The organism is Streptomyces sp. RLA131, from assembly GCF_056270125.1.
The window spans coordinates 1,325,581-1,345,052 of record NZ_JBWDOQ010000002.1 but is presented as its reverse complement, the minus strand read 5'-3'; the positions used below and the strand labels follow the sequence as shown (position 1 = coordinate 1,345,052).

20 protein-coding genes are annotated in these 19,472 nt (G+C 73.3%); 16 read left to right on the top strand and 4 right to left on the bottom strand.

All coding sequences use genetic code 11. The features are described 5' to 3' along the window. Window positions 1-48 precede the first annotated feature (48 nt). From ribH to RWE79_RS07030, 6 genes are all read left to right on the top strand, one after another. The gene (gene ribH, locus RWE79_RS07055) at window positions 49-534 is read left to right on the top strand and encodes a 6,7-dimethyl-8-ribityllumazine synthase (RefSeq protein ID WP_475939150.1); all 486 of its coding nucleotides are present in this window, start codon (window positions 49-51) and stop codon (window positions 532-534) included. A gap of 34 nt (window positions 535-568) precedes the next feature. Beyond that, window positions 569-841, top strand: a complete 273-nt coding sequence (locus tag RWE79_RS07050) for a phosphoribosyl-ATP diphosphatase (protein ID WP_475939149.1) — start codon at window positions 569-571, stop codon at window positions 839-841. Between the two features lie 58 nt (window positions 842-899). Continuing rightward, window positions 900-1,748, top strand: coding sequence for an ATP phosphoribosyltransferase (gene hisG, locus RWE79_RS07045; RefSeq protein WP_475939148.1), 849 nt, complete (start codon window positions 900-902; stop codon window positions 1,746-1,748). Next, window positions 1,736-2,197 carry a PH domain-containing protein gene (locus tag RWE79_RS07040; RefSeq protein WP_475939147.1) on the top strand — a complete coding sequence of 154 codons (462 nt, stop codon included), beginning with the start codon at window positions 1,736-1,738 and terminating at the stop codon, window positions 2,195-2,197. Before hisG ends, RWE79_RS07040 begins: the two co-directional genes overlap by 13 nt. 156 nt (window positions 2,198-2,353) lie before the next feature. Further along, on the top strand, window positions 2,354-3,694 hold the full coding sequence (locus tag RWE79_RS07035; protein ID WP_475939146.1) for a hemolysin family protein: 1,341 nt from the start codon (window positions 2,354-2,356) through the stop codon (window positions 3,692-3,694). Next, window positions 3,691-4,776 carry a hemolysin family protein gene (locus tag RWE79_RS07030; protein WP_475939145.1) on the top strand — a complete coding sequence of 362 codons (1,086 nt, stop codon included), beginning with the start codon at window positions 3,691-3,693 and terminating at the stop codon, window positions 4,774-4,776. The genes RWE79_RS07035 and RWE79_RS07030 overlap by 4 nt, the downstream gene beginning before the upstream one ends. A gap of 93 nt (window positions 4,777-4,869) precedes the next feature. Here RWE79_RS07030 and RWE79_RS07025 read toward each other — a convergent pair whose 3' ends face one another. Then, window positions 4,870-6,753 (bottom strand): AAA family ATPase, encoded by a 1,884-nt coding sequence (locus tag RWE79_RS07025; protein WP_475939144.1) that lies wholly within the window; start codon window positions 6,751-6,753, stop codon window positions 4,870-4,872. A gap of 435 nt (window positions 6,754-7,188) precedes the next feature. Then, window positions 7,189-7,761: a uridine kinase family protein gene (locus RWE79_RS07020; RefSeq protein WP_475945650.1), complete on the bottom strand. Its 573-nt coding sequence runs from the start codon at window positions 7,759-7,761 to the stop codon at window positions 7,189-7,191. Between the two features lie 39 nt (window positions 7,762-7,800). On the opposite strand from RWE79_RS07020, the gene RWE79_RS07015 reads away from it, so the two are divergent. The 3 genes from RWE79_RS07015 to RWE79_RS07005 all read left to right on the top strand — a co-directional run bounded on the left by RWE79_RS07015 (window position 7,801) and on the right by RWE79_RS07005 (window position 10,301). After that, window positions 7,801-8,946 (top strand): M24 family metallopeptidase, encoded by a 1,146-nt coding sequence (locus RWE79_RS07015; protein WP_475939143.1) that lies wholly within the window; start codon window positions 7,801-7,803, stop codon window positions 8,944-8,946. A gap of 281 nt (window positions 8,947-9,227) precedes the next feature. Further along, complete coding sequence (locus tag RWE79_RS07010; protein WP_475939142.1) at window positions 9,228-9,626, top strand: STAS domain-containing protein; 399 nt, start codon at window positions 9,228-9,230, stop codon at window positions 9,624-9,626. Window positions 9,627-9,692: 66 nt separating this feature from the next. Continuing rightward, on the top strand, window positions 9,693-10,301 hold the full coding sequence (locus RWE79_RS07005; protein ID WP_475939141.1) for a transglutaminase-like domain-containing protein: 609 nt from the start codon (window positions 9,693-9,695) through the stop codon (window positions 10,299-10,301). A gap of 60 nt (window positions 10,302-10,361) precedes the next feature. Here RWE79_RS07005 and RWE79_RS07000 read toward each other — a convergent pair whose 3' ends face one another. Together RWE79_RS07000 and RWE79_RS06995 are read right to left on the bottom strand one after the other, a co-directional pair. Continuing rightward, window positions 10,362-11,102 carry a lysophospholipid acyltransferase family protein gene (locus RWE79_RS07000; RefSeq protein ID WP_475939140.1) on the bottom strand — a complete coding sequence of 247 codons (741 nt, stop codon included), beginning with the start codon at window positions 11,100-11,102 and terminating at the stop codon, window positions 10,362-10,364. A gap of 143 nt (window positions 11,103-11,245) precedes the next feature. Continuing rightward, complete coding sequence (locus tag RWE79_RS06995; protein WP_475939139.1) at window positions 11,246-11,671, bottom strand: DUF4395 domain-containing protein; 426 nt, start codon at window positions 11,669-11,671, stop codon at window positions 11,246-11,248. Between the two features lie 92 nt (window positions 11,672-11,763). Between RWE79_RS06995 and RWE79_RS06990 the strand changes: the two genes are divergently transcribed. The 7 genes from RWE79_RS06990 to RWE79_RS06960 all read left to right on the top strand — a co-directional run bounded on the left by RWE79_RS06990 (window position 11,764) and on the right by RWE79_RS06960 (window position 19,442). Next, window positions 11,764-12,177: a TlpA family protein disulfide reductase gene (locus RWE79_RS06990; protein WP_475939138.1), complete on the top strand. Its 414-nt coding sequence runs from the start codon at window positions 11,764-11,766 to the stop codon at window positions 12,175-12,177. 217 nt (window positions 12,178-12,394) lie between these two features. After that, entirely contained in the window at window positions 12,395-12,901 is a 507-nt protein-coding gene (locus tag RWE79_RS06985) for a flavin reductase family protein (RefSeq protein WP_475939137.1), read from the top strand. A gap of 194 nt (window positions 12,902-13,095) precedes the next feature. Next, window positions 13,096-13,881, top strand: coding sequence for an electron transfer flavoprotein subunit beta/FixA family protein (locus RWE79_RS06980; RefSeq protein ID WP_475939136.1), 786 nt, complete (start codon window positions 13,096-13,098; stop codon window positions 13,879-13,881). Window positions 13,882-13,938: 57 nt separating this feature from the next. Then, window positions 13,939-14,901, top strand: coding sequence for an electron transfer flavoprotein subunit alpha/FixB family protein (locus RWE79_RS06975; protein ID WP_475939135.1), 963 nt, complete (start codon window positions 13,939-13,941; stop codon window positions 14,899-14,901). Between the two features lie 78 nt (window positions 14,902-14,979). Then, window positions 14,980-16,308: a hypothetical protein gene (locus tag RWE79_RS06970; protein ID WP_475939134.1), complete on the top strand. Its 1,329-nt coding sequence runs from the start codon at window positions 14,980-14,982 to the stop codon at window positions 16,306-16,308. A gap of 61 nt (window positions 16,309-16,369) precedes the next feature. Next, window positions 16,370-17,635, top strand: coding sequence for a DUF6986 family protein (locus tag RWE79_RS06965; protein WP_475939133.1), 1,266 nt, complete (start codon window positions 16,370-16,372; stop codon window positions 17,633-17,635). 169 nt (window positions 17,636-17,804) lie between these two features. Beyond that, complete coding sequence (locus RWE79_RS06960) at window positions 17,805-19,442, top strand: serine/threonine-protein kinase (RefSeq protein ID WP_475939132.1); 1,638 nt, start codon at window positions 17,805-17,807, stop codon at window positions 19,440-19,442. Window positions 19,443-19,472 lie beyond the last annotated feature (30 nt).

Here is a 19,472-nt window from a genome sequence, read left to right as displayed (position 1 = left end):
AACCGCACTGCGCACCGAAGAATACGCACCGAGCAAGGAGAGACGTACGTGAGTGGTAAAGGCGCCCCCGAGCTGACCGTGAAGAACTGCGGCGACCTGCGCGTCGCCGTCATCGCGGCCCAGTGGCACGACAAGGTGATGGACGGCCTGGTCGACGGCGCGCTGCGCGCGCTGCGCGACCTGGGCATCGAGGAGCCGACCCTGCTGCGCGTGCCGGGCAGTTTCGAACTCCCGGTCGCCGCCAAGGTACTGGCCGGCCGGGGCTATGACGCGATCGTGGCCCTGGGCGTGGTCATCCGGGGCGGCACCCCGCACTTCGAGTACGTCTGCCAGGGCGTGACCGCCGGGCTCACCCAGGTCTCGGTGGAGACCGGCGTCCCGATCGGCTTCGGTGTCCTGACCTGCGACACCGAGGACCAGGCCCTGGACCGGGCGGGCCTGGAGGGATCGAACGAGGACAAGGGACACGAGGCCGTGACCGCCGCTGTCGCGACCGCGACCATTCTGCGTTCAGTATCTGAACCGTGGCGGTGAGCGGCGGGCGGCTGCGCGTAGGCTGAGGACCACCATGGCGAAGAAGACATTCGAGGAGCTCTTCACCGAGCTCCGGCACAAGGCCGCCTCGGGCGACCCCAGCACCTCCCGCACCGCCGAACTCGTCGGCAAGGGGGTGCACGCGATCGGCAAGAAGGTGGTCGAGGAGGCCGCCGAGGTGTGGATGGCAGCCGAGTACGAGGGCGCCGACCGCACCGCCGAGGAGATCTCCCAGCTGCTGTACCACCTGCAGGTGATGATGGTCGCGCGGGGAATCTCCCTGGACGACGTGTACGCCCATCTGTGACCCTCTGCCCCAGCGACACCTGAGCCCCCGCACGGACCGACAGAAGGAACCCGCTCCCATGCTGCGCATCGCCGTCCCCAACAAGGGCCAACTCTCGGGACCCGCGGCGGACATGCTCCATGAGGCCGGCTACCGGCAACGCAAGGACAGCAAGGAGCTGGTCCTGGTCGACCCCGAGAACGAGGTGGAGTTCTTCTACCTCCGTCCCCGGGACATCGCGATCTACGTCGGCTCCGGCCGCCTCGACATCGGCATCACCGGCCGTGACCTGCTCCTGGACTCCGCGGCCAACGCCGAGGAGATCCTCCAGCTCGGCTTCGCCCGCTCGACCTTCCGCTACGCCACCGTGCCCGGCACGGTGACGAAGGTCGACGAGTTCGGCGGCCTGACCATCGCCACCTCCTACCCGGAGGTCGTCCGGCGGCACCTCGCCGACAACTCCGTCGAGGCCTCCGTCGTCCGGCTGGACGGCGCGGTGGAGACCGCCATCCAGCTCGGCGTCGCCCAGGTCATCGCCGATGTCGTCGAGACCGGCACCTCGCTGCGCAACGCGGGGCTGGAGGTCATCGGCGAGCCGATCATGCAGTCCGAGGCGCTGGTCATCCGCCGCAAGGAGGCCGACCCGGAGGACCCCAAGGTGCGGCAGTTCCTGCGCCGGCTGCAGGGCGTCCTGGTCGCGCGGCGCTACGTGATGATGGACTACGACATCCGGGTCGAGCACGTCGAGCGGGCCATCGCCCTGACTCCCGGCCTGGAGTCGCCCACCGTCTCCCCGCTGCACCACGAGGGCTGGGTCGCCGTCCGCGCCATGGTCCCCAGCCGTGAGGCACAGCGGATCATGGACGAGCTGTACGACCTCGGGGCCCGCGCCATCCTCACCACCGGCATCCACGCGTGCCGGCTGTGACCACGGTCACCTTCCGGCCGGCCCGCACCCGTGCGGTGCTGCTGACGGCGGGCGGCGTGGCGTTCGGCATGTTCACGCTGATCGCCGTGCTGCTGCCCGCCGACGGCGCCCGCCCGTGGGGCACCGGCGACCGGCTGGCCTTCGCGGCCACGGGCGTGCTGATCCTGGCCGTGCTGGCCTGGCTCAGCCGCCCCAAGGTCGTCGCGGACCCGGACGGGGTGACGGTGGTCAACCTCGTCACCCGGCGCCGGCTGGCCTGGGCGGAGATCGTCCGGGTGAATCTGCGGGTCGGCGACGCCTGGGTCCATCTCGACCTCGCCGACGGCACCAGCCTCGCCGCCATGGGCATCCAGCCGGGCGTCGGCCGCGAGCAGGCGCTGCGCGACGCGCGGAGCCTGCGCGCCCTGGCCGACGCCCACGGGACCGCAGCCGGGGAAGCGAGCTCGTAACACGTCGGCTCTGCCGCGCGGGCCCGGTTCTTGATTACCCTGGAACCCCGCGACAGCGGCCCGTAACGACCCAAGGAGTGACAACCAAGCCACGATGGACGGACCGTCCAGTAGTACCAGCGCCGCCGTATTCTTCCGACATCCCGGAGCGGTGGCATGAACACCTCGTTGCTGCTCCTCGCGGCAGCCTTTGTCCTGATCCTCGCGAACGGCTTCTTCGTCGCCGCCGAATTCGGCCTGGTGACCGTGGAGCGGCCGGCCGCCGAGCGCGCCGCCGCCGAGGGCGACCGCCGGGCCCGCAGTGTGGTCGCGGCTCTGCGCAAGCTGTCCTTCCAGCTCTCCGGCACCCAGCTCGGCATCACCATCACCTCCCTGGTGGTGGGCATGCTCGCCGAGCCGGCCCTGGCCGATCTTCTCACCGGTCCGCTCACCGCGGCCGGCATCCCCGCAAGGGCCGCCCCGACGGTCGCCGTCGTCATCGGCATGGCCCTGGCCTCCGCCGTCCAGATGGTGATCGGCGAGCTCGTGCCCAAGAACTGGGCCGTCTCCCGGCCGTTGCAGGTGGCCCGTATGGTGGCCGGCCCGCAGCGGGCCTTCTCCGCGCTCTTCCGGCCGGTCATCGAGGTCCTCAACACCGCCGCCAACCGGCTGGTCCGCGCCCTGGGCGTGGAACCCGCCGACGAACTGGCGTCGGCCCGGACCCCCACCGAGCTGGTCTCGCTGGCCCGGCACTCGGCCCGGGCCGGGGTCATCGACAAGGACACCGCCGACCTGTTCGTGCGCACCCTGTCGCTGGGTGAGCTCACCGCCGAGAACGTCATGACACCGCGGGTGCGGGTCAGCGCGCTGGAGGACACCGCCACCGCCGCCGACGTCCTCAACCTCACCCGGGCCACCGGACTGTCCCGCTTCCCCGTCTACCGGGAGCGGCTCGACGACACGATAGGCATGGTCAGCCTCAAGGACGCCCTCGCCGTCCCCGCGCATCTGCGGGACCGCACCCCGGCGGGCCGGATCGCGGTCGCGCCGCTGCTGGTCCCCGAGACGCTGCCGGTGCAGCAGTTGCTGGAGCGGCTGCGCGGCCAGCAGCCGATCGCCGTCGTCGTCGACGAGTACGGCGGCACGGCCGGCGTCGTCACGGTGGAGGACATCGTCGAGGAACTGGTCGGCGAGGTGCGCGACGAGCACGACACCGCCGACCTGCCCGAGCTGGCCCCCGTCCCCGACCCGGCCGGCACCGGCCGCCCGGCGTGGGACGCCGACGGCTCCTGCCGGGTCGATGTACTCGCCCGCGTCGGCCTCCAGGCCCCCGAGGGCCCGTACGAGACCGTCGCCGGCCTCGTGGCCGACCTGCTGGGCCGGATCCCCGCCCCCGGCGACACGGCCCGGCTGCCGGGCTGGGAGCTGCGGGTCGGGGATGTCACCCATCACCGGGCGGAGCGGGTTCGCCTGGTCCGTACCGGCGCCGCGACGACCGGGGAGGGCGGTGAGCGATGAGCGTTCTGCAGTTGTTCTTCGCGGGCCTGCTGGTGCTGGCGAACGGCTTCTTCGTCGGTGCCGAGTTCGCGCTCGTCTCCGTACGCCGCAGCCAGATCGAACCACTGGCCGGCAAGCACCGGCGGGCCAGGACGGTGCTGCACGGCCTGGAACACCTGCCGCGCATGATGGCGGCCGCCCAGTTCGGCATCACCGTGTGCTCCCTGACGCTGGGCGCCGTCGCCGAGCCGACGGTGGCCCATCTGCTGGAGCCGCTCTTCGAGGCCGTGCGCATGCCCGACCAGCTGGTCCATCCGGCGGGCTATGTCATCGCCCTGGCGGTGGTGGTCTTCCTGCACCTGGTCATCGGCGAGATGGTGCCCAAGAACCTGGCGATGGCCGCGCCCGAGAAGACCGCGCTGTGGCTCAGCCCCGGGCTGGTGGCCTTCGCCCGGGTGTTCCGGCCGGTCATCGCGGTCCTGGGCGCCTGCGCCCGGCTGGTGCTGCGGCTGTTCCGGGTCGAGCCCAAGGACGAGCTCGACGCGGTCTTCACCAGCGAGGAGCTGACGCTGCTCGTGGAGGACGCCCGGCAGGCGGGTCTGCTGGACCACGGCGAGCAGGAGCGACTGGAGGACGCGCTGGAGCTGGGCAGCCGCCCCGTGACGGACGTCCTGCTGCGGCCGGCCGAGCTGGTCACCGTGGATGCCTCCGTCACACCCCGGCAGGTCGAGGAGCTGACCGTCAGCACCGGCTACTCCCGCTTCCCCGTAGCCGGCTCCGACGGCGCCTACCTGGGATACCTCCACGTCAAGGACGTTCTCGACCTGGAGGAGCCGGACCGGCCGGTCCCGGCGCGGCTGTGGCGCCCCATGGCCACGCTGCGGGCCGAGCTGCCGCTCGACGACGCCCTGACGCGGATGCGGCGGGCCGCCTCGCACCTGGCGGCGGTCGCCGACTCCGGCGGCCGGGTGCTGGGGCTGGTCGCCCTGGAGGACGTCCTGGAGATGCTAGTCGGCGAGGTACGCGACCCCTCGCACCGGGCGGCCCGGCTGCGGCCTTCGCCGTCCCCGGCGCCGTCCACGCCCCGGGCCATGGTGGGATAGCCGGCCGCTCCCCGGCCCTGTTCGAGGCCCGCCGCCGGGCCCGCCGCCGGGTCCGCCGCCGGGCCCGCCGCCGGGCCCGCCGCCGGTCCGCCGTCACTCCGACGGATCCGGCGGCGGGAGCCCGGGGCCACGCCCCGACAGGACCTCGCCGTACGCCTGCATCAGGTCGGGCAGCCGCAGCGTGGACAGGTCGTCACGGCTCGGCGGCCCGGCGTACCCGGACAGCCGCAGATCGCGGTAGGCGCAGCTCTTCTCGTACAGGGTGCGCAGGAAGCGGCCGTTGCCCAGTTCGTCGATCCAGCCCTGGTCCACGACATGGCCGGCGATGGCGATCAGCTCCTCCAGGGCCTCCTCGTCCCACCGGTCGCCGTTGTCGGTGGCGAGGACCTCGCCGATGCGGGCGAGTTCCAGGGGCCGGTAGCTGGGGAAGTCCACGCGGGTGGTGAAGCGCGAGCCGAGGCCGGGGTTGGCGGCCAGCAGCCGGTCCATCCCCTCGGAGTAGCCGGCGAGTATGACCACCAGGCGGTCCCGGTTGTCCTCGGCGCGTTTCAGCAGCACCTGCAGTGCCTCGTCGCCGTACGCGTCGCCCTTGCTGTAGCCGGAGTTGGACAGCGCGTACGCCTCGTCGACGAACAGCACCCCGCCGAGCGCGGAGTCGATCAGCTCGTTCGCCTTGACCGCGGTCTGGCCCAGGAACTCGCCGACCAGGTCGGCCCGCTGCGCCTCCACCAGATGGTCGCCGCCGAGCAGTCCGAGGGCGTAGAAGACCCTGCCCAGGATGCGGGCCACCGTGGTCTTGCCGGTGCCGGAGGGGCCGGAGAAGACGAAGTGCCGCTTCGGCGGCTGGACGGGCAGGCCCTGGTGGGCCCGGAGGCGGGCCATCCGCAGCTGCGCGGACAGCGCGCGGACCTGGCGCTTGACCGGCTCCAGGCCCACCATCCGGTCGAGTTCGGCCAGGGCCTCGGCCAGCAGCACCGGGTCGGGGGCGGTCGCGGGGATCTCCGAGGGCGGGATGGGCGTGACGGGCAGCACCGCCCGGTCGCGCACATTGTCGTCGAGGAGCCCGGGCCCGGTCAGCGGGTCGTCGAGGAACTGGCCGGGAGCGGGCGCGCCGGGCGGCGGCAGCGGATCGGGGTCGGTGAGGGTGTCGGGGACCAGCTGGCCCAGACCCGAAGTGGCGACGGAGGCGAGATCGGCGGCCTCGTCGCCCAGCCCGTCGGTGTCGGCGATCATGGTGAGCCGGGCGGCGGTGTCCATGAAGGCCGGGTCGACGCGGTGCACGGCCCGGTACAGCGGCAGCGCGGCGGCGGTGCGCCCGGTGCCCTCGTAGGCGCGGGCCAGCCAGTAGCGCAGCTCCTTGCGCTGCGGCTGCTCGCTGCGGCACCGCATCAGCGCGGCCGCGAGCAACGGCTCGGCCTGGCCGCACAGTTCGAGCCGGACCCGGGCCATGCCGCCGAAGAGCCCGGCCTCGATGCCGAGGACCGGGTCGCCCAGCAGTGGCTCGGTGTGCCGGACCAGCTGTTCCCAGTCCTTGACCAGATACGCCCGGCAGGCGTGCAGGAAGCGGACCTGCGGATCGGTGTCGATGGGCGGGCACTCCGCGAGCGCGCGGTCGAGCTCGGCGACATGCCGGCCGTCGAGCCAGTGGGACGCGTGCGCGAGCAGCAGGTCACGGCCGGTCTCCAGCACGGGCTGGACCCACCAGCCCAGCCAGTACCACGAGTTCATGGACCGGCGGTGCAGATTGCGCTGCTCCCCGAAGCGGTCCCGGTGCCGGTACATCTGGAGCAGCGCGGTGGAGGTGTCGGCGCGCAGCGCGTGCAGGCCCAGCCAGGCGTCCGCCATACCGGGGTCGAGGCGGACGGCGGCGCGGAACTCCTCCTCGGCGTGGGGGTAGGCACCCACGGTGTAGGCGTCCACGGCCCGGGACCAGGCGAGATCGGCGGGGGAGCCCGAGCGTTCCGTACCGTAGTCCATCAGGTCCCCACCAACCGTTCCCCCGTGGCCGTCGCCGTGAGCCGCCCCAACCAGCCTGCCGAGGGCGGCAGTTGGCTCAGGGTGTGTCGTACACATATACCTGCGACCGCGCCCTGTCCGCATGGTACCCGTGCGAACGGGCGCGTCGAAGAGCGTTGGCCGTGGTGACAGTGGGTGACGAAGGCGGTCCGCCGGTGGCCCATTTGTCCGTCCCGGGGCAGAACGAAGCCCCCGGTCACGGGGGAACAACCGGGGGCTTCGCGTCTGGGTGCCGGTCGTTTCCGACCGCGCATTCAGAACGTAAGTCCTGTAAGGCTCCCGGGTCAAGCCGCCTCGGGACACTCTCGGGGCGCCTTTTCGAGGGTGCGGCGCACCGACTGCGGACGGTCACGTTCGGTGACGGGAGGGGTACTTCAGAGTTGCTTCAGGGTTGCTTCAGGGTGGTCCCTCCCGCACCACCAGTACCTCGTATCCGGGCATTCCCAGCCTCACCAGCGCGTCGGCGAAGGGGCGTGACGGATCCTCCGCGAAGTGCGCGTCCTGCGCCCGCATCCAGCCGGACCAGAAGCCGGCCAGCTCCGGGCCGTCGCGCAGTTCGCCGCGCGACCGCGCGATGTCACGGGGCACCTCCATCCACAGCAGCCGGGCCAGCCGCGGGCGCAGCGCGCGCCGACCCGCGCCGACGCCCTCCAGCAGGACCACCGGCGCAGGAGGGACGGCCACGGCACCGCCGAAGCGGCGGGTGTTCCAGTCGTAGACGCGGTGCCGGGCCGTCCTGCCCCGCCGCAGCGGTTCGAGGACCTGTTCGCGCAGCCGCCCGGTCCAGCCGAACAGCTCGTCGTGCGTGGCCAGGTCGTCCAGATGCACCACGGGCGCGCCGCCCAGCGCCCGGGACAGCGCCGTGGCGAAGGTGGTCTTGCCGGAGCCCGCGTGACCGTCCACCGCGACCAGCCGCACCGGACCGCAGGACGGTGGCAGGGCGGCCAGTTCCGCGGCGAGTCGGTCCATATCCATCCAGGTCAGCGTACGACGCGTACGGTGAGCCGTATGACCGACAGTGCCACCCTTCCCCCGGCCCCGCTCTACCCCGCCGAACGGCTCGAACTCGCCCGCGGGGCCGCCGCCGAAGCCGGACTGGACGCCCTGCTCATCGCCCCCGGCGCCGATCTGCGCTACCTCACCGGATACCACGCGCATCTCACCGAGCGTCTGGTCTGCCTCGTCGTACCCGCCGCGGGCCGGCCGGGCTCGCCGTTCCTCGTGGTGCCCGAACTGGAGAAGCCCGGTGCGCAGGCCTCACCGCTGGGTGGGCTCGGGGTCGAGATCATCGGCTGGGGCGAGACCGACGACCCGTACGCGCTGGTCGCCGGCCGCCTCCCGGCGGACGCGCGCCGGATCGCCGTCGACAACCACATGTGGGCCGAGAAGGTCCTCGCCTTCCGCGCCGCCCTGCCCCGGGCCGAACAGAGCCTGGCCGGGCGGGTGCTGCTGGAACTGCGCATGCGCAAGACGCCCGCCGAGATCGAGGCCCTGCGCCGCGCGGCGGCCGCCATCGACCGCGTCCACCGCCGGATCGGCGAGTGGGTCCGGGCCGGCCGCACCGAACGCGAGGCCGCCCGCGACATCGCCGACGCCATCATCCAGGCCGGCCACACCACCGTCGACTTCGTCATCGTCGCCTCCGGCCCCAACGGCGCCAGCCCGCACCACGAGGTCTCCGACCGCGTCATCCGCCCCGGCGACCCGGTCGTCGTCGACATCGGCGGCACGACCGACGACGGCTACTGCTCGGACTCCACCCGCACCTACGCCGTCGGCGAGCCCCCGGCCGACTTCCGCGAGCTGTACGAGGTGCTGCGCCGCGCCCAGAACGCCCAGATCGAGGCCGTCCGGCCGGGTATCACCGCCGAGCGGCTCGACGCGGTGGGCCGCGACATCATCACCGCCGCCGGATACGGCGACCACTTCATCCACCGCACCGGGCACGGGATCGGCCTGGAGACCCACGAGGAGCCCTACATCGTCTCCGGCAGCGCCCGGCCGCTGGAACCCGGCATGGCCTTCTCCGTCGAGCCCGGCATCTATCTGCCGGGCCGCTTCGGCGCGCGCATCGAGGACATCGCGGTGTGCACGGCCGACGGCGGCGAGCGGCTCAACCTCACGGCGCGGGATCTGGTGGTACTGCCGGGTTAGGGCGTGTTGCGAAAGTAGCGCCGTCCGCCCGCAGGGCGGGCTCCGCGGCGTCTGGTGCGTGCGATCGCAAGGCGGAGGGTCGTCCTCGTACTGGACGTACTTGGATGATCCCGACAACGCGGCGAGCGTGCGTGCCAGGCGTCGTGGAGCAGGCGGGACTTTCGCAACACGCCCTAGTCCGATCTGTTGACGCGTGGTACGGGAGGAGGTATCCCGTAAGCGGTGACCTACCGCCCATGCGGTGAGCGCCCCAGCAGGCGGCGGGAGTCGGGGGGCTTTCCATGTTCGAGGAAGAGCGCGTTTTCGGAGTGTGTGAACGGTCGGTCGGCGGCGCGACCGTCGTCGAGGTGGCGGGGGAGCTGGACATCCTCGCGGCGGCGGCGTTATCCGTCCGGCTCGACGAGCTGACGGCCGTCGGGCGCCCCGACGTCGTGCTGGACCTGCGGGGCGTCACCTTCATCGACTGCAGCGGGCTGTCGGTGCTCGTACGGCTGCGCGCCCGGACCCTCGCCCGTGAGGGCCGGCTCGGCATCGTCACCGGCAGCCCCCAGGTACTGCGCCTGCTGCGGCTGACCCGTCTGACGCGGGTCTTCGCCCTGCACGACGATCTGGCCTCCGCCCTCGCGGCCCCGCGCGCCGGGCGGAACCATCCGGGTGCGGCGAGCGACGCCATCGCCTGACGCATAAATATACGATGGTCGGAAATATATTGCGCACCGGCTCTCAGTGTTCCTAGGATCCCTCCCATGGAGCCGATTCCGCACACCACCGACCTGACCGCCTATCTGGCGGCCGACGAAGCGATCGACCATCACCATCCACGGGTCCGCGCCACCGCCGCCGAGCTCCGGGCTGCCACCACCACACCGCATGACTATGCCAAGGTGGCCTTCGAGTTCGTACGCGACACCATCCCGCACTCCCAGGACGCCGGGGACCCCCGCGTCACCTGGCGCGCCTCCGACGTGCTGGAGCAGCGCACCGGGATCTGCTACGCCAAGGCCCACGCCCTGACCGCCCTGCTGCGCGCCGAGGGGATCCCGACGGGCCTGTGCTACCAGTTCCTGGGCGTCGTCCACGGGCTGGTGGCAGTCAGGCTCCCCGGGCACGACCGCTGGGCCCGGCAGGACCCGCGCGGCAACAAGCCCGGTGTGGACGCGCGGTTCTCGCTCGGCGAGGAACGGCTGGCCTGGGTGCCCGACCCCGGGAAGGGCGAGTTCGACTTCCCGACTCTGTACGCGGCGCCACCGCCCGCCGTGCTCGAATGCCTGCGGCGTGCCACCGACCGGCAGCACCTGTGGGAGATGCTGCCCGCCACCTTGCCGCCGGGCCCCGGCGCAGGGGTGACGGCCTGAGCACCGGGCCGCTGGGCCCGGCCCGTTCGTAGCCGGTCAGCGGATCAGCGGATCAGCCGGTCAGCGGGCCGCGGCCTCGCGGTCCATGGCGGCGGCCTCTTCGGGGGTGGGCGCGGTGCCGCCGAGGTGGGTGGGCAGCCACCAGGTGTCCTCGGGGGTGTTCGGGCGGCCGGTGTAGGCGCGCTGCGCGTCCTCCAGCAGCTCCTGGACGCGCAGCCGCAGACGGCGGGTGAGGGCGCCCGGCTTCTCGCTCTCCAGGGGGCTCATCGGCTCGCCGACCCGGATGGTGACGGGGAAGCCGCTGCGGCCCAGGTTGCGCGCGTGCCCCTTCGTCCACAGCCGCTGGGTGCCCCACAGGGCCACGGGCAGCATGGGTACGCCGGCCTCCATGGCGAGCCGGGCAGCACCGGACTTGAAGGACTTGAGGGTGAAGGACTGGGAGATCGTGGCCTCGGGGAAGACGCCGATGATCTCACCCGAACGCAGGGCGTCCAGCGCGTGCGCATAGGCGTGCATACCCTCGGAGCGGTCCACCGGGATGTGCTTCATGGCGCGCATGAGGGGACCCGACACCTTGTGCCGGAACACCGACTCCTTGGCCATGAAGCGCACCAGCCGCTTGGCCGGCAGCGCCGCGAGCCCGGCGAAGACGAAGTCGAGGTAACCGATGTGGTTGCTCACCAGCAGCGCCCCGCCCTTGCGGGGGACGTTCTCGGTACCGCCGATGTCGAAGCGCAGTCCCTGCACCTTGAACATGGTGCGGGCAAGTCCGATGACAGGTGGGTAGACCAGTTCGGCCATGTCGGGGTCCCTGCTTCTCTTCTGGGGATGGTGCCCCGGCGGAAGTTACGCGGCCGTAGGTTTCAGGTCGCGGGCTGATCGTGCCCCGTAAACGGCTGCCGTGTCACCTCGCGTGCCCGACATCGAGGGAGATTCTCATCACGTCATGCGGTGCTGCCGCGCCGTGCCGTGGCGCGGCGCAGCAGCAGATACCCCTCGCATCCCAGGCAGTAGCCGAACGCCGCGTTGAGGAAGGCGGCGGCGAGCGCGGCGCCGGTCGCCGCCAGGCTCAGCCACTGCGGCCCCGCGAAGTAGCCGGCCAGCCCGATCAGGGCGAAGAACAGGCCCACGGCCTGCGCGAAGCGCGGCGGCGCCGGGTCCTCGGTCTCGGTCACCGGGCCCAGCCGGGGGCGCACGACGGTGCGGTAGAGCAGGCCGTACGGTGACTTCTGGACACCGGCCGCGGCGCCGACGGCGAAGACCAGTGCCTGCACCGCCAGCAGCAGGCCGCTGCCGGTGATCAGTACGGCGGCCAGGACGACGGCGGTCAGGGTCGCGGCGAAACGCGGGCCGCGGGCATCGATGCTCATGCCCGCAATGATTGCGGATCGGCCGGAGTCAGTACCCCCGGGAATCATTGCGGTCGTATGAACGCTGGACGGGGGCAGGAGGACGGGACGGTATGACAGGACTGGTGGTGTGCGTCGCGGTACTGGCGGCGGCCGGGATCTACGGCCTGCTGCACCAGCGGCGTCAGGGGAGGATCCGGGTGCGGGCCAAGGACGGCGCACAGCGGCTGACGGCGGACGAGATCGGCGGCCCGCTGGGCGAGCGGGCGACGCTGGTGCAGTTCTCCAGCGCCTTCTGCTCGCCGTGCCGGGCCACCCGGCGCACCCTCGGCGAGGTGGCCGCCATGGTCGGCGGGGTGGTCCATGTGGAGATCGACGCCGAGGCGCGTCTGGATCTCGTACGCCGTCTGGCCGTCCTCAAAACGCCGACCGTGCTGGTGCTGGACGCCGACGGGACGATCGTGCGCCGGGCGGTCGGGCAGCCGCGGAAGGCGGACGTCATCGCGGCGCTGGGCGCCGCGGTATGAACCCGGCGCGGGCCGTGACGGCGGTCCCACATCGCGGGCCGGTCTTGACGGAGTACATGGCGGATCGTCACTCTGACGTTATGTCGCGTGACCCCCTTCTGTACGCACGAGCGGACGTTGACCTCGGTCGGCATGCGAGCGCGCGCTGTCCGGGCCAGTGAGCGCCCCAGACGACAGCTCGCCGCCTCCGGCACCACCGCTCCAGAAGGACAATTCCATGACTGCCTCGACCGACGTCGGTTCCACCACTGTCTTCGACTCAGCCACCTTCCGCTCGGTCTTCCGGCGCCATGCCGCCGGTGTCGCCGTCATCACGGCGCCCGGCGCCCGCCCCGTCGGGTTCACCGCGACCTCCCTCACCTCGGTGTCGGCGGAGCCGCCGCTGCTGTCCTTCGGGATCAGCACCGGCGCCTCGGCGTGGCCCACGCTCGCCGAGGCGCCCTTCGTGGGCATCCACATACTCGGCGAGCATCAGCAGGACGTGGCCGCCACCTTCGCCCGCAGCGGCGCCGACCGCTTCGGGCCGTCCACCGCCTGGCACGGCGGCCCGCACGGGGTGCCGCTGCTCGACGACGTCTCGGCCTGGCTGGTCGCCCGCGTCGTGGCCCGGATACCCGCCGGCGACCATCGCATCGTCGTCGCCCAGGCGATCGCCGGCGACCCCGAGGGGCCCGGCCGTCCCCTCCTGTACCACCAGGGTGGCTTCAACGCACTGCGTCACTGAGGCGTCGCCGGCTCCCGGCGTCGGGTACATCACAGTTCACCGTGCTTGCGTACGGGGAAGGAGCTGGGTGTACTGGCGAGTAATATAACCGTCGGGGCCCGCTGAGGCGTCCCCGCCGGGAGCCGCCGTCACAGGCGCCTATGCTGCCCTTACAGGGCAGTCGCCGACGAAGCCGATGCAGTAGGAGTGCAGGCGTGAGCTTGAGGATCGTAGTCGCAGTGAAGTACGTGCCCGATGCCACGGGCGACCGCCACTTCGCCGAGGACCTGACCACCGACCGGGACGCGGTCGACGGCCTGCTGTCCGAACTCGACGAGTACGCCGTCGAGCAGGCCCTGCAGATCGCCGAGGCCGCCGACGACGCCGAGATCACCGTGCTGACGGTGGGCCCGGAGGACGCCAAGGACGCGCTGCGCAAGGCGCTGTCGATGGGCGCCCACAAGGCCATCCACGTCGAGGACGACGCGCTGCACGGCAGCGACGTCTTCGGCACCTCTCTGGTGCTGGCCAAGGCCATCGAGCGGGCCGGCTTCGACCTGGTCGTCACCGGCATGGCCTCCACCGACGGCACCATGGGTGTCCTCCCGGCGATCCTGGCCGAGCGCCTGGGCGTCCCGCAGGTCACCCTGCTCTCCGAGGTCGCGGTGCAGGACGGCGTGGTGACCGGCCGCCGCGACGGCGACGCCGCCAGCGAGACCCTGCAGGCCTCGCTGCCCGCGCTGGTGTCGGTGACCGACCAGTCCGGCGAGGCGCGTTACCCCTCCTTCAAGGGCATCATGGCGGCCAAGAAGAAGCCGGTGGAGGCCCTGGACCTGTCCGACCTGGACATCGACGCGGCCGAGGTCGGCCTCGAAGGTGCCTGGACCGCGGTCGAGGACGCCACGGCCCGCCCGGCGCGCACCGCCGGAACGATCGTCAAGGACGAGGGCGAGGGCGGCAAGCAGCTCGCGGAGTTCCTTGCTTCGCAGAAGTTCATCTAGCCCCTGGGCCGTTGCCCGCCGCCGCCCCCTCACACTTTTCGCAGGAGAACGATTCCCATGGGTGAAGTCCTCGTCTATGTCGACCACGTGGACGGTGCCGTCCGCAAGCCGACCCTCGAACTGCTCACCATCGCCCGCCGCCTCGGCGAGCCCGTCGCCGTCCACCTGGGCGCCGGCGCCGACACCGCCGCCCCCGTGCTGGCCGAGCACGGCGCGGTCAAGGTCCTGACCGCCGACGCCGCCGAGTTCACCGACTATTTGGTCGTGCCCAAGGTCGACGCCCTCCAGGCCGCGGTCGCCGCCGTCTCACCGGTCGCCGTGCTGATCCCGTCCTCGGGTGAGGGCAAGGAGATCGCCGCCCGCCTGGCGCTGCGCCTGGGCTCCGGCGTCATCACCGACGCCGTCGACGTCGAGGCCGGCGAGCAGGGCCCGGTGGCCACGCAGTCCGCGTTCGCTGCGGCGTTCACCACCAGGTCCCGGATCAGCAAGGGCGTGCCGGTCATCACCGTCAAGCCCAACTCCGCCCCGGTCGAGCCCGCTGCCGCCGCCGGTACCGTGGAGCCGCTGAACGTGGAGTTCGGTGCGCTGGCCACCGGCACCAGGATCACCGCCCGCACCCCCCGCGAGTCCACCGGGCGTCCGGAGCTGACCGAGGCCGCGATCGTGGTCTCCGGCGGCCGTGGCGTCAACGGCGCCGACAACTTCCACGTCATCGAGTCGCTGGCCGACTCCCTCGGCGCGGCCGTCGGCGCCTCCCGCGCCGCCGTGGACGCCGGCTGGTACCCGCACACCAACCAGGTCGGCCAGACCGGCAAGTCGGTCTCGCCGCAGCTCTACATCGCCAACGGCATCTCCGGCGCCATCCAGCACCGCGCCGGCATGCAGACCTCGAAGACCATCGTCGCGGTCAACAAGGACGCCGAGGCCCCGATCTTCGACCTCGTCGACTACGGCGTCGTCGGCGACCTCTTCCAGGTCGTCCCCCAGCTGACCGAGGAGATCAAGGCCCGCAAGGGCTGACCCGGTCCGGCGCCCAAGGCCCCCGCCTGCGAAGGAGGGGGCCTTTGCGCGTACAGGATCACATGTGAGGATGCGCGCGTGACGAACGAGCCCGCGCAGGCCGGGAGCCGGCTGCCCGCATACACCTGGCTGCCGCGCGCGGCCGAACTCTGGTCCGACCCCGCCACCGGCGGCCCCGCGACCGCGCCCAGGGCCCTGGTGGCGTTCCTCCTGATCGGCGGTCAGGTCGCCTTCACCTCCGCCTCGGTCGCCTGGGGCGTCGGCGCGGCCGTCGCGGCGGGCCTGTTCGCCCTCGCAGCCTGGCCCTTGCGCCGCCGCAGCGCCCGGCCCGGCACCGACGGCGCCTGGGTCGAACGCGCCAAGGCCGCCGTACGCCTCATACGCCCCGGCCGGGACCCGGACGGTCCGGCACTGGCGCTGGAGGTCACGGCGCAGGACTGCGCGGTGCTCGACCCGGTCCGCTCGGCGGCCGCGGTGCGCGCGGCGGCCCGGCTGCTGACGGCGGCCGGCTCCGACCCCCAACTGCTGACGGCGGCGGGCGCCGCCGTGCCCGAGGCCGACGACGCGTGGGAGCCGGGCGGCTCCTGCGTCGTGGTGCACGACTCCGGCACCGCGTTCGTCCTCGAACTCGACGGCTTCGGCGACCCCGACGACGAGCAGAACGACGGCGCCGGGCCGCCGGACGACGACGAGGACCGCGAACGGCAGCGCGCCCTGCTCGGCCGCGTCGCCGGCACGCTCGGCGTGCGGCCGCCCGCCGTCCACGGACACTTCGGCGGCGTCCCGGAGGAGCTGGAGATCACCGCCGACGACCTGCGGGCCCTCGCCGACGCCGGAGTGGCCTCCGCGCAGCGCCTGGAACGCGGGTTCGCCGCCTCCGCCGTCGACGGCCCCTCCGACATCGCCCTGGAACTGGGCCGGACCCGCGCCTGGCCGTCCCGCCTCGACACCCTGCCCGTACGGACCCTGGGGGCCGCCGACCCGGAACGGATCCTGGCCGTCCTCACCGAGGACCTCGCCGCCCAGGCCGCCGCCGACCGGGCCCGCGAGGAGCGTGACGAGGCCGTGGGCCCGCCGGTCACCGACGCCTGGGAGTCCCGCTGGCACCTGTACCTGGAGCGCTACGCGGCCCGGCCGCCCGGCGCCCCCGCCCCCTTCGACCTGCCATCCGGCGGGCCCCGCGCCCTCACCCCCACCGCCCGCGCCGCGCTGCTGCTCGCAGCCACCGCCGACCCCGCGCTGCGCAGCCGCGCCGCCGGCCCCTTCGGTCTGACCGCCGCCCCGGCGGCCCGGCGGATCCCGTGGCCCCGGCACTCCAGGGGCGCCCTGGTCGGAGACCGGCTGCTGCTCGCGATCACGGTCTACGTGGTGCCCTTCACCCACCTGTGGGCCGGGACGGTTCGTTGACGCCCGCCCGGAGCGGGCACTAGCTTTCGATCAACGTTTTGTTGAAGCCTTGGAGGGTGGCATGGCCGGGACATCGCTCGCGGACTCGGTCCGCACGCGGATCGGTGCCTCCCTCGCCGGGGTCGACGCCGAACTCGCCCGCCGCTACCCCGGCGACCCCGGCACCCGCCAGCCCGTGCACACCGTCTACGTACCCGCCGACGCCTTCGCCGCCGGCACCGTACGCGCCTGGGGCGACCGCGCCCTGGCCGCGCTGGACGAACACGCCCCCGACGCCGGGGCGCTGGCCCGGATCCTCGGGCTCCCCGAGGACCTGGCCGGCCCCGTCCACGACCGGGTGCGCGCCAAGCTGGAGCGCGAACCCGTCGAGGACCTCCGTATCGACTTCGAGGACGGCTACGGACCACGCCCGGACGCCGAGGAGGACGCCGCCGCCGTCGCGGCCGCCCGGACCGTCGCGGCGGCCGTCGCGCGGGGCTCCGCGCCCCCGTACGTCGGCATCCGCATGAAGTGCATGGAGGCCGCGGTCCGGGACCGCGGCATCCGTACCCTCGACCTCTTCCTCACCGCCCTGACGGACACCGGTGGCCTGCCGGACGGACTCGTCCTCACCCTCCCCAAGGTCACCTTCCCGCAGCAGGTCACCGCGATGGCGCGGCTCTGCGAGGAGTTCGAGAAGGCACGCGGCCTCACCGCCGGCCGGATCGGTTTCGAGATCCAGATCGAGACCACCCAGGCCATCCTCGGCCCCGACGGCACCGCCACCGTGGCCCGCCTCATCGACGCCGCCGAAGGCCGCGCCACCGGCCTGCACTACGGCACCTTCGACTACAGCGCCGCCTGCGGAGTCAGCCCCGCCCACCAGTCCATGGACCACCCCGCCGCCGACCACGCCAAGGCCGTCATGCAGGTGGCCGCCGCCGGCACCGGGGTGCGCCTGTCCGACGGCTCCACCAACGTCCTGCCCGTCGGACCCGCCGACCGGGTCCACGACGCCTGGCGGCTCCACTACGGCCTGGTGCGCCGCTCCCTCGCCCGGGCCTACTACCAGGGCTGGGACATGCACCCCGCTCACCTGCCCACCCGCTACGCCGCCGTCTACGCCTTCTACCGGGAGGGCTTCGCCCTCGCCGCCGCCCGGCTGGCGGCCTACGTCGCCAAGGCGGGCGGCGACATCATGGACGAGCCCGCCACCGCCCGGGCGCTGAGCGGCTATCTGCTGCGCGGCCTGGACTCCGGCGCGCTCGACGCGGCCGAGGTCACGGCCGCGGCGGGGCTGGCGCGCGCCGAACTCGACGCCCTGGCCGGCCGGCCCGCGGCGAACTGACCTTTGCCCTGTCCGGGCAGCCCGGACAGGCCCTAGTCTGTCTGTTCCACGGACAATTGAACGTGCAACAGGTGGGCGGGGAACAGTGGTACCTGGTGGCGACGGGCGGAACGCGGGCCGACTGCTGGCAGGCCGTTACCGGGTGATCCGGGAGCTCGGCAGAGGCGGCATGGGAACGGTGTGCCAGGCCCTCGACGAGGTGCTCGGCCGCGAGGTCGCCGTCAAGGAACCGCGCACCTTCACCGACACCGGCGGTCCCGAACTCCGCTTACTCTGCGGCCGGATGCAGCGGGAGGCACGCGCGGCCGCCCGGATCCGGCACACCGGCGTGGTCGCCGTGCACGATGTCACCGAGCACGAGGGCCGCCCGATCATCGTGATGGAACTGGTCGACGGCCCCTCCCTGGCCGACCTGCTCCGCACCGAGGGGAACCTGGACCCGTACCGGGCGGCCGCCGTCGGCGCCGAGGTGGCCGACGCGCTCGCAGCCGCCCACCGCGCCGGCGTACTCCACCGGGACGTCAAACCCGGCAACATCCTGCTCGACCGGAACGGCAGGGTGGTGCTCAGCGACTTCGGCATCGCCACCGTCGACGAGGGCGGCGACGCGTCCGCCGCCCGGATGACCCAGAGCGGCGTGCTGCTCGGCTCCCTGGAGTACATGGCGCCCGAGCGGGCCCAGGGCCACCGGCCCGGCCCGCCGTCCGACGTCTGGTCGCTCGGCGCGACCCTGTACGCGGCGGTGGAGGGCACCTCGCCCTTCCAGCGCAGCGCGACCTGGCCGACGCTGACCGCGATCATCAGCGAGCCGATGCCGGATCCGCGCCACGCCGGACCGCTGACCGCGGTGCTGCGGCAGCTGATGGACAAGGACCCCGAGGCCCGCCCGGACGCCGAGCAGGCCCGCGATCTGCTGCGGGCGGTCGCGTCGGCCCGGGAGGAGACGCCCGGCGGCCCCGTGGCACTCGTCACCCCGCCCGCCGCCGTGCGGCCCGCGTCCGGGGCCGTGGCCGCCCCCGCGGGTGACGGTCCGGAACCCCGGCCCGGCCCGCCGGTACCGGACCCGCTGCCCGGCCCCTCCGCGCCGCCGCCCGCGGCCGCGCCGCGGCATCCGCCCGGACAGGCCCGCGCCGCGCGCCGCCGCCGCGTCGTTGTCGCCGTGACCGCCGTCGGCGTGGTGCTGGCCGTCGCCGCAACCGTGCTCGCCCTCGTCGGCGGAGGCACCGGACAGGCCCCGACAGCCGCCCACGGGCGGAAGCCGGCCGTTCCGGCCGCCCGGTCCGTACCGGTCGGCGCGGGAACCGCCGGCCCGGCTGCGTCCGCCCGGAAGACCGCGGGACAGGTCGCGCCGGCCGGCGCGGGCGGCGCCGCCGAGCCCGGGGCCACGCCGACCGGCGCCGCCCGAGAGGGCGGCACCGCCGGGGCCCAGCCCGGCGCGAGCCCCGACAGCGCGCCCGTCACCGGAGCCGGGGCCGGAGCCGGGGCCTCGCCTACCACGACGCGCCCGGCGAGCACGGCCCCCGCCCCGGCCTGTACGGCCGCCGGGGACGGCACGTACACCTGCACGTTGGTGCACGGCGCCAAGTCCTACGACGACGCGGGCACCAAGGTCGGCAGGGTCGGCAAGGGCGCCCACCCCTTCTTCTGCCAGTCCGACCAGGGCCGCCGGGTGACCCGTGGCGCGGTGACCAGCCTGTGGTGGGCCAGGACCGACGACGACAAGGGCAACAGCGGCGTCTGGATCAGCGTGGTGTTCATCCAGGGAAGCGCCAGCGACCAGCCGCTGACCGGCCTGCCCACCTGCTGACCCGCGTTCAGGCGGGCGTCAGGCAGGCGA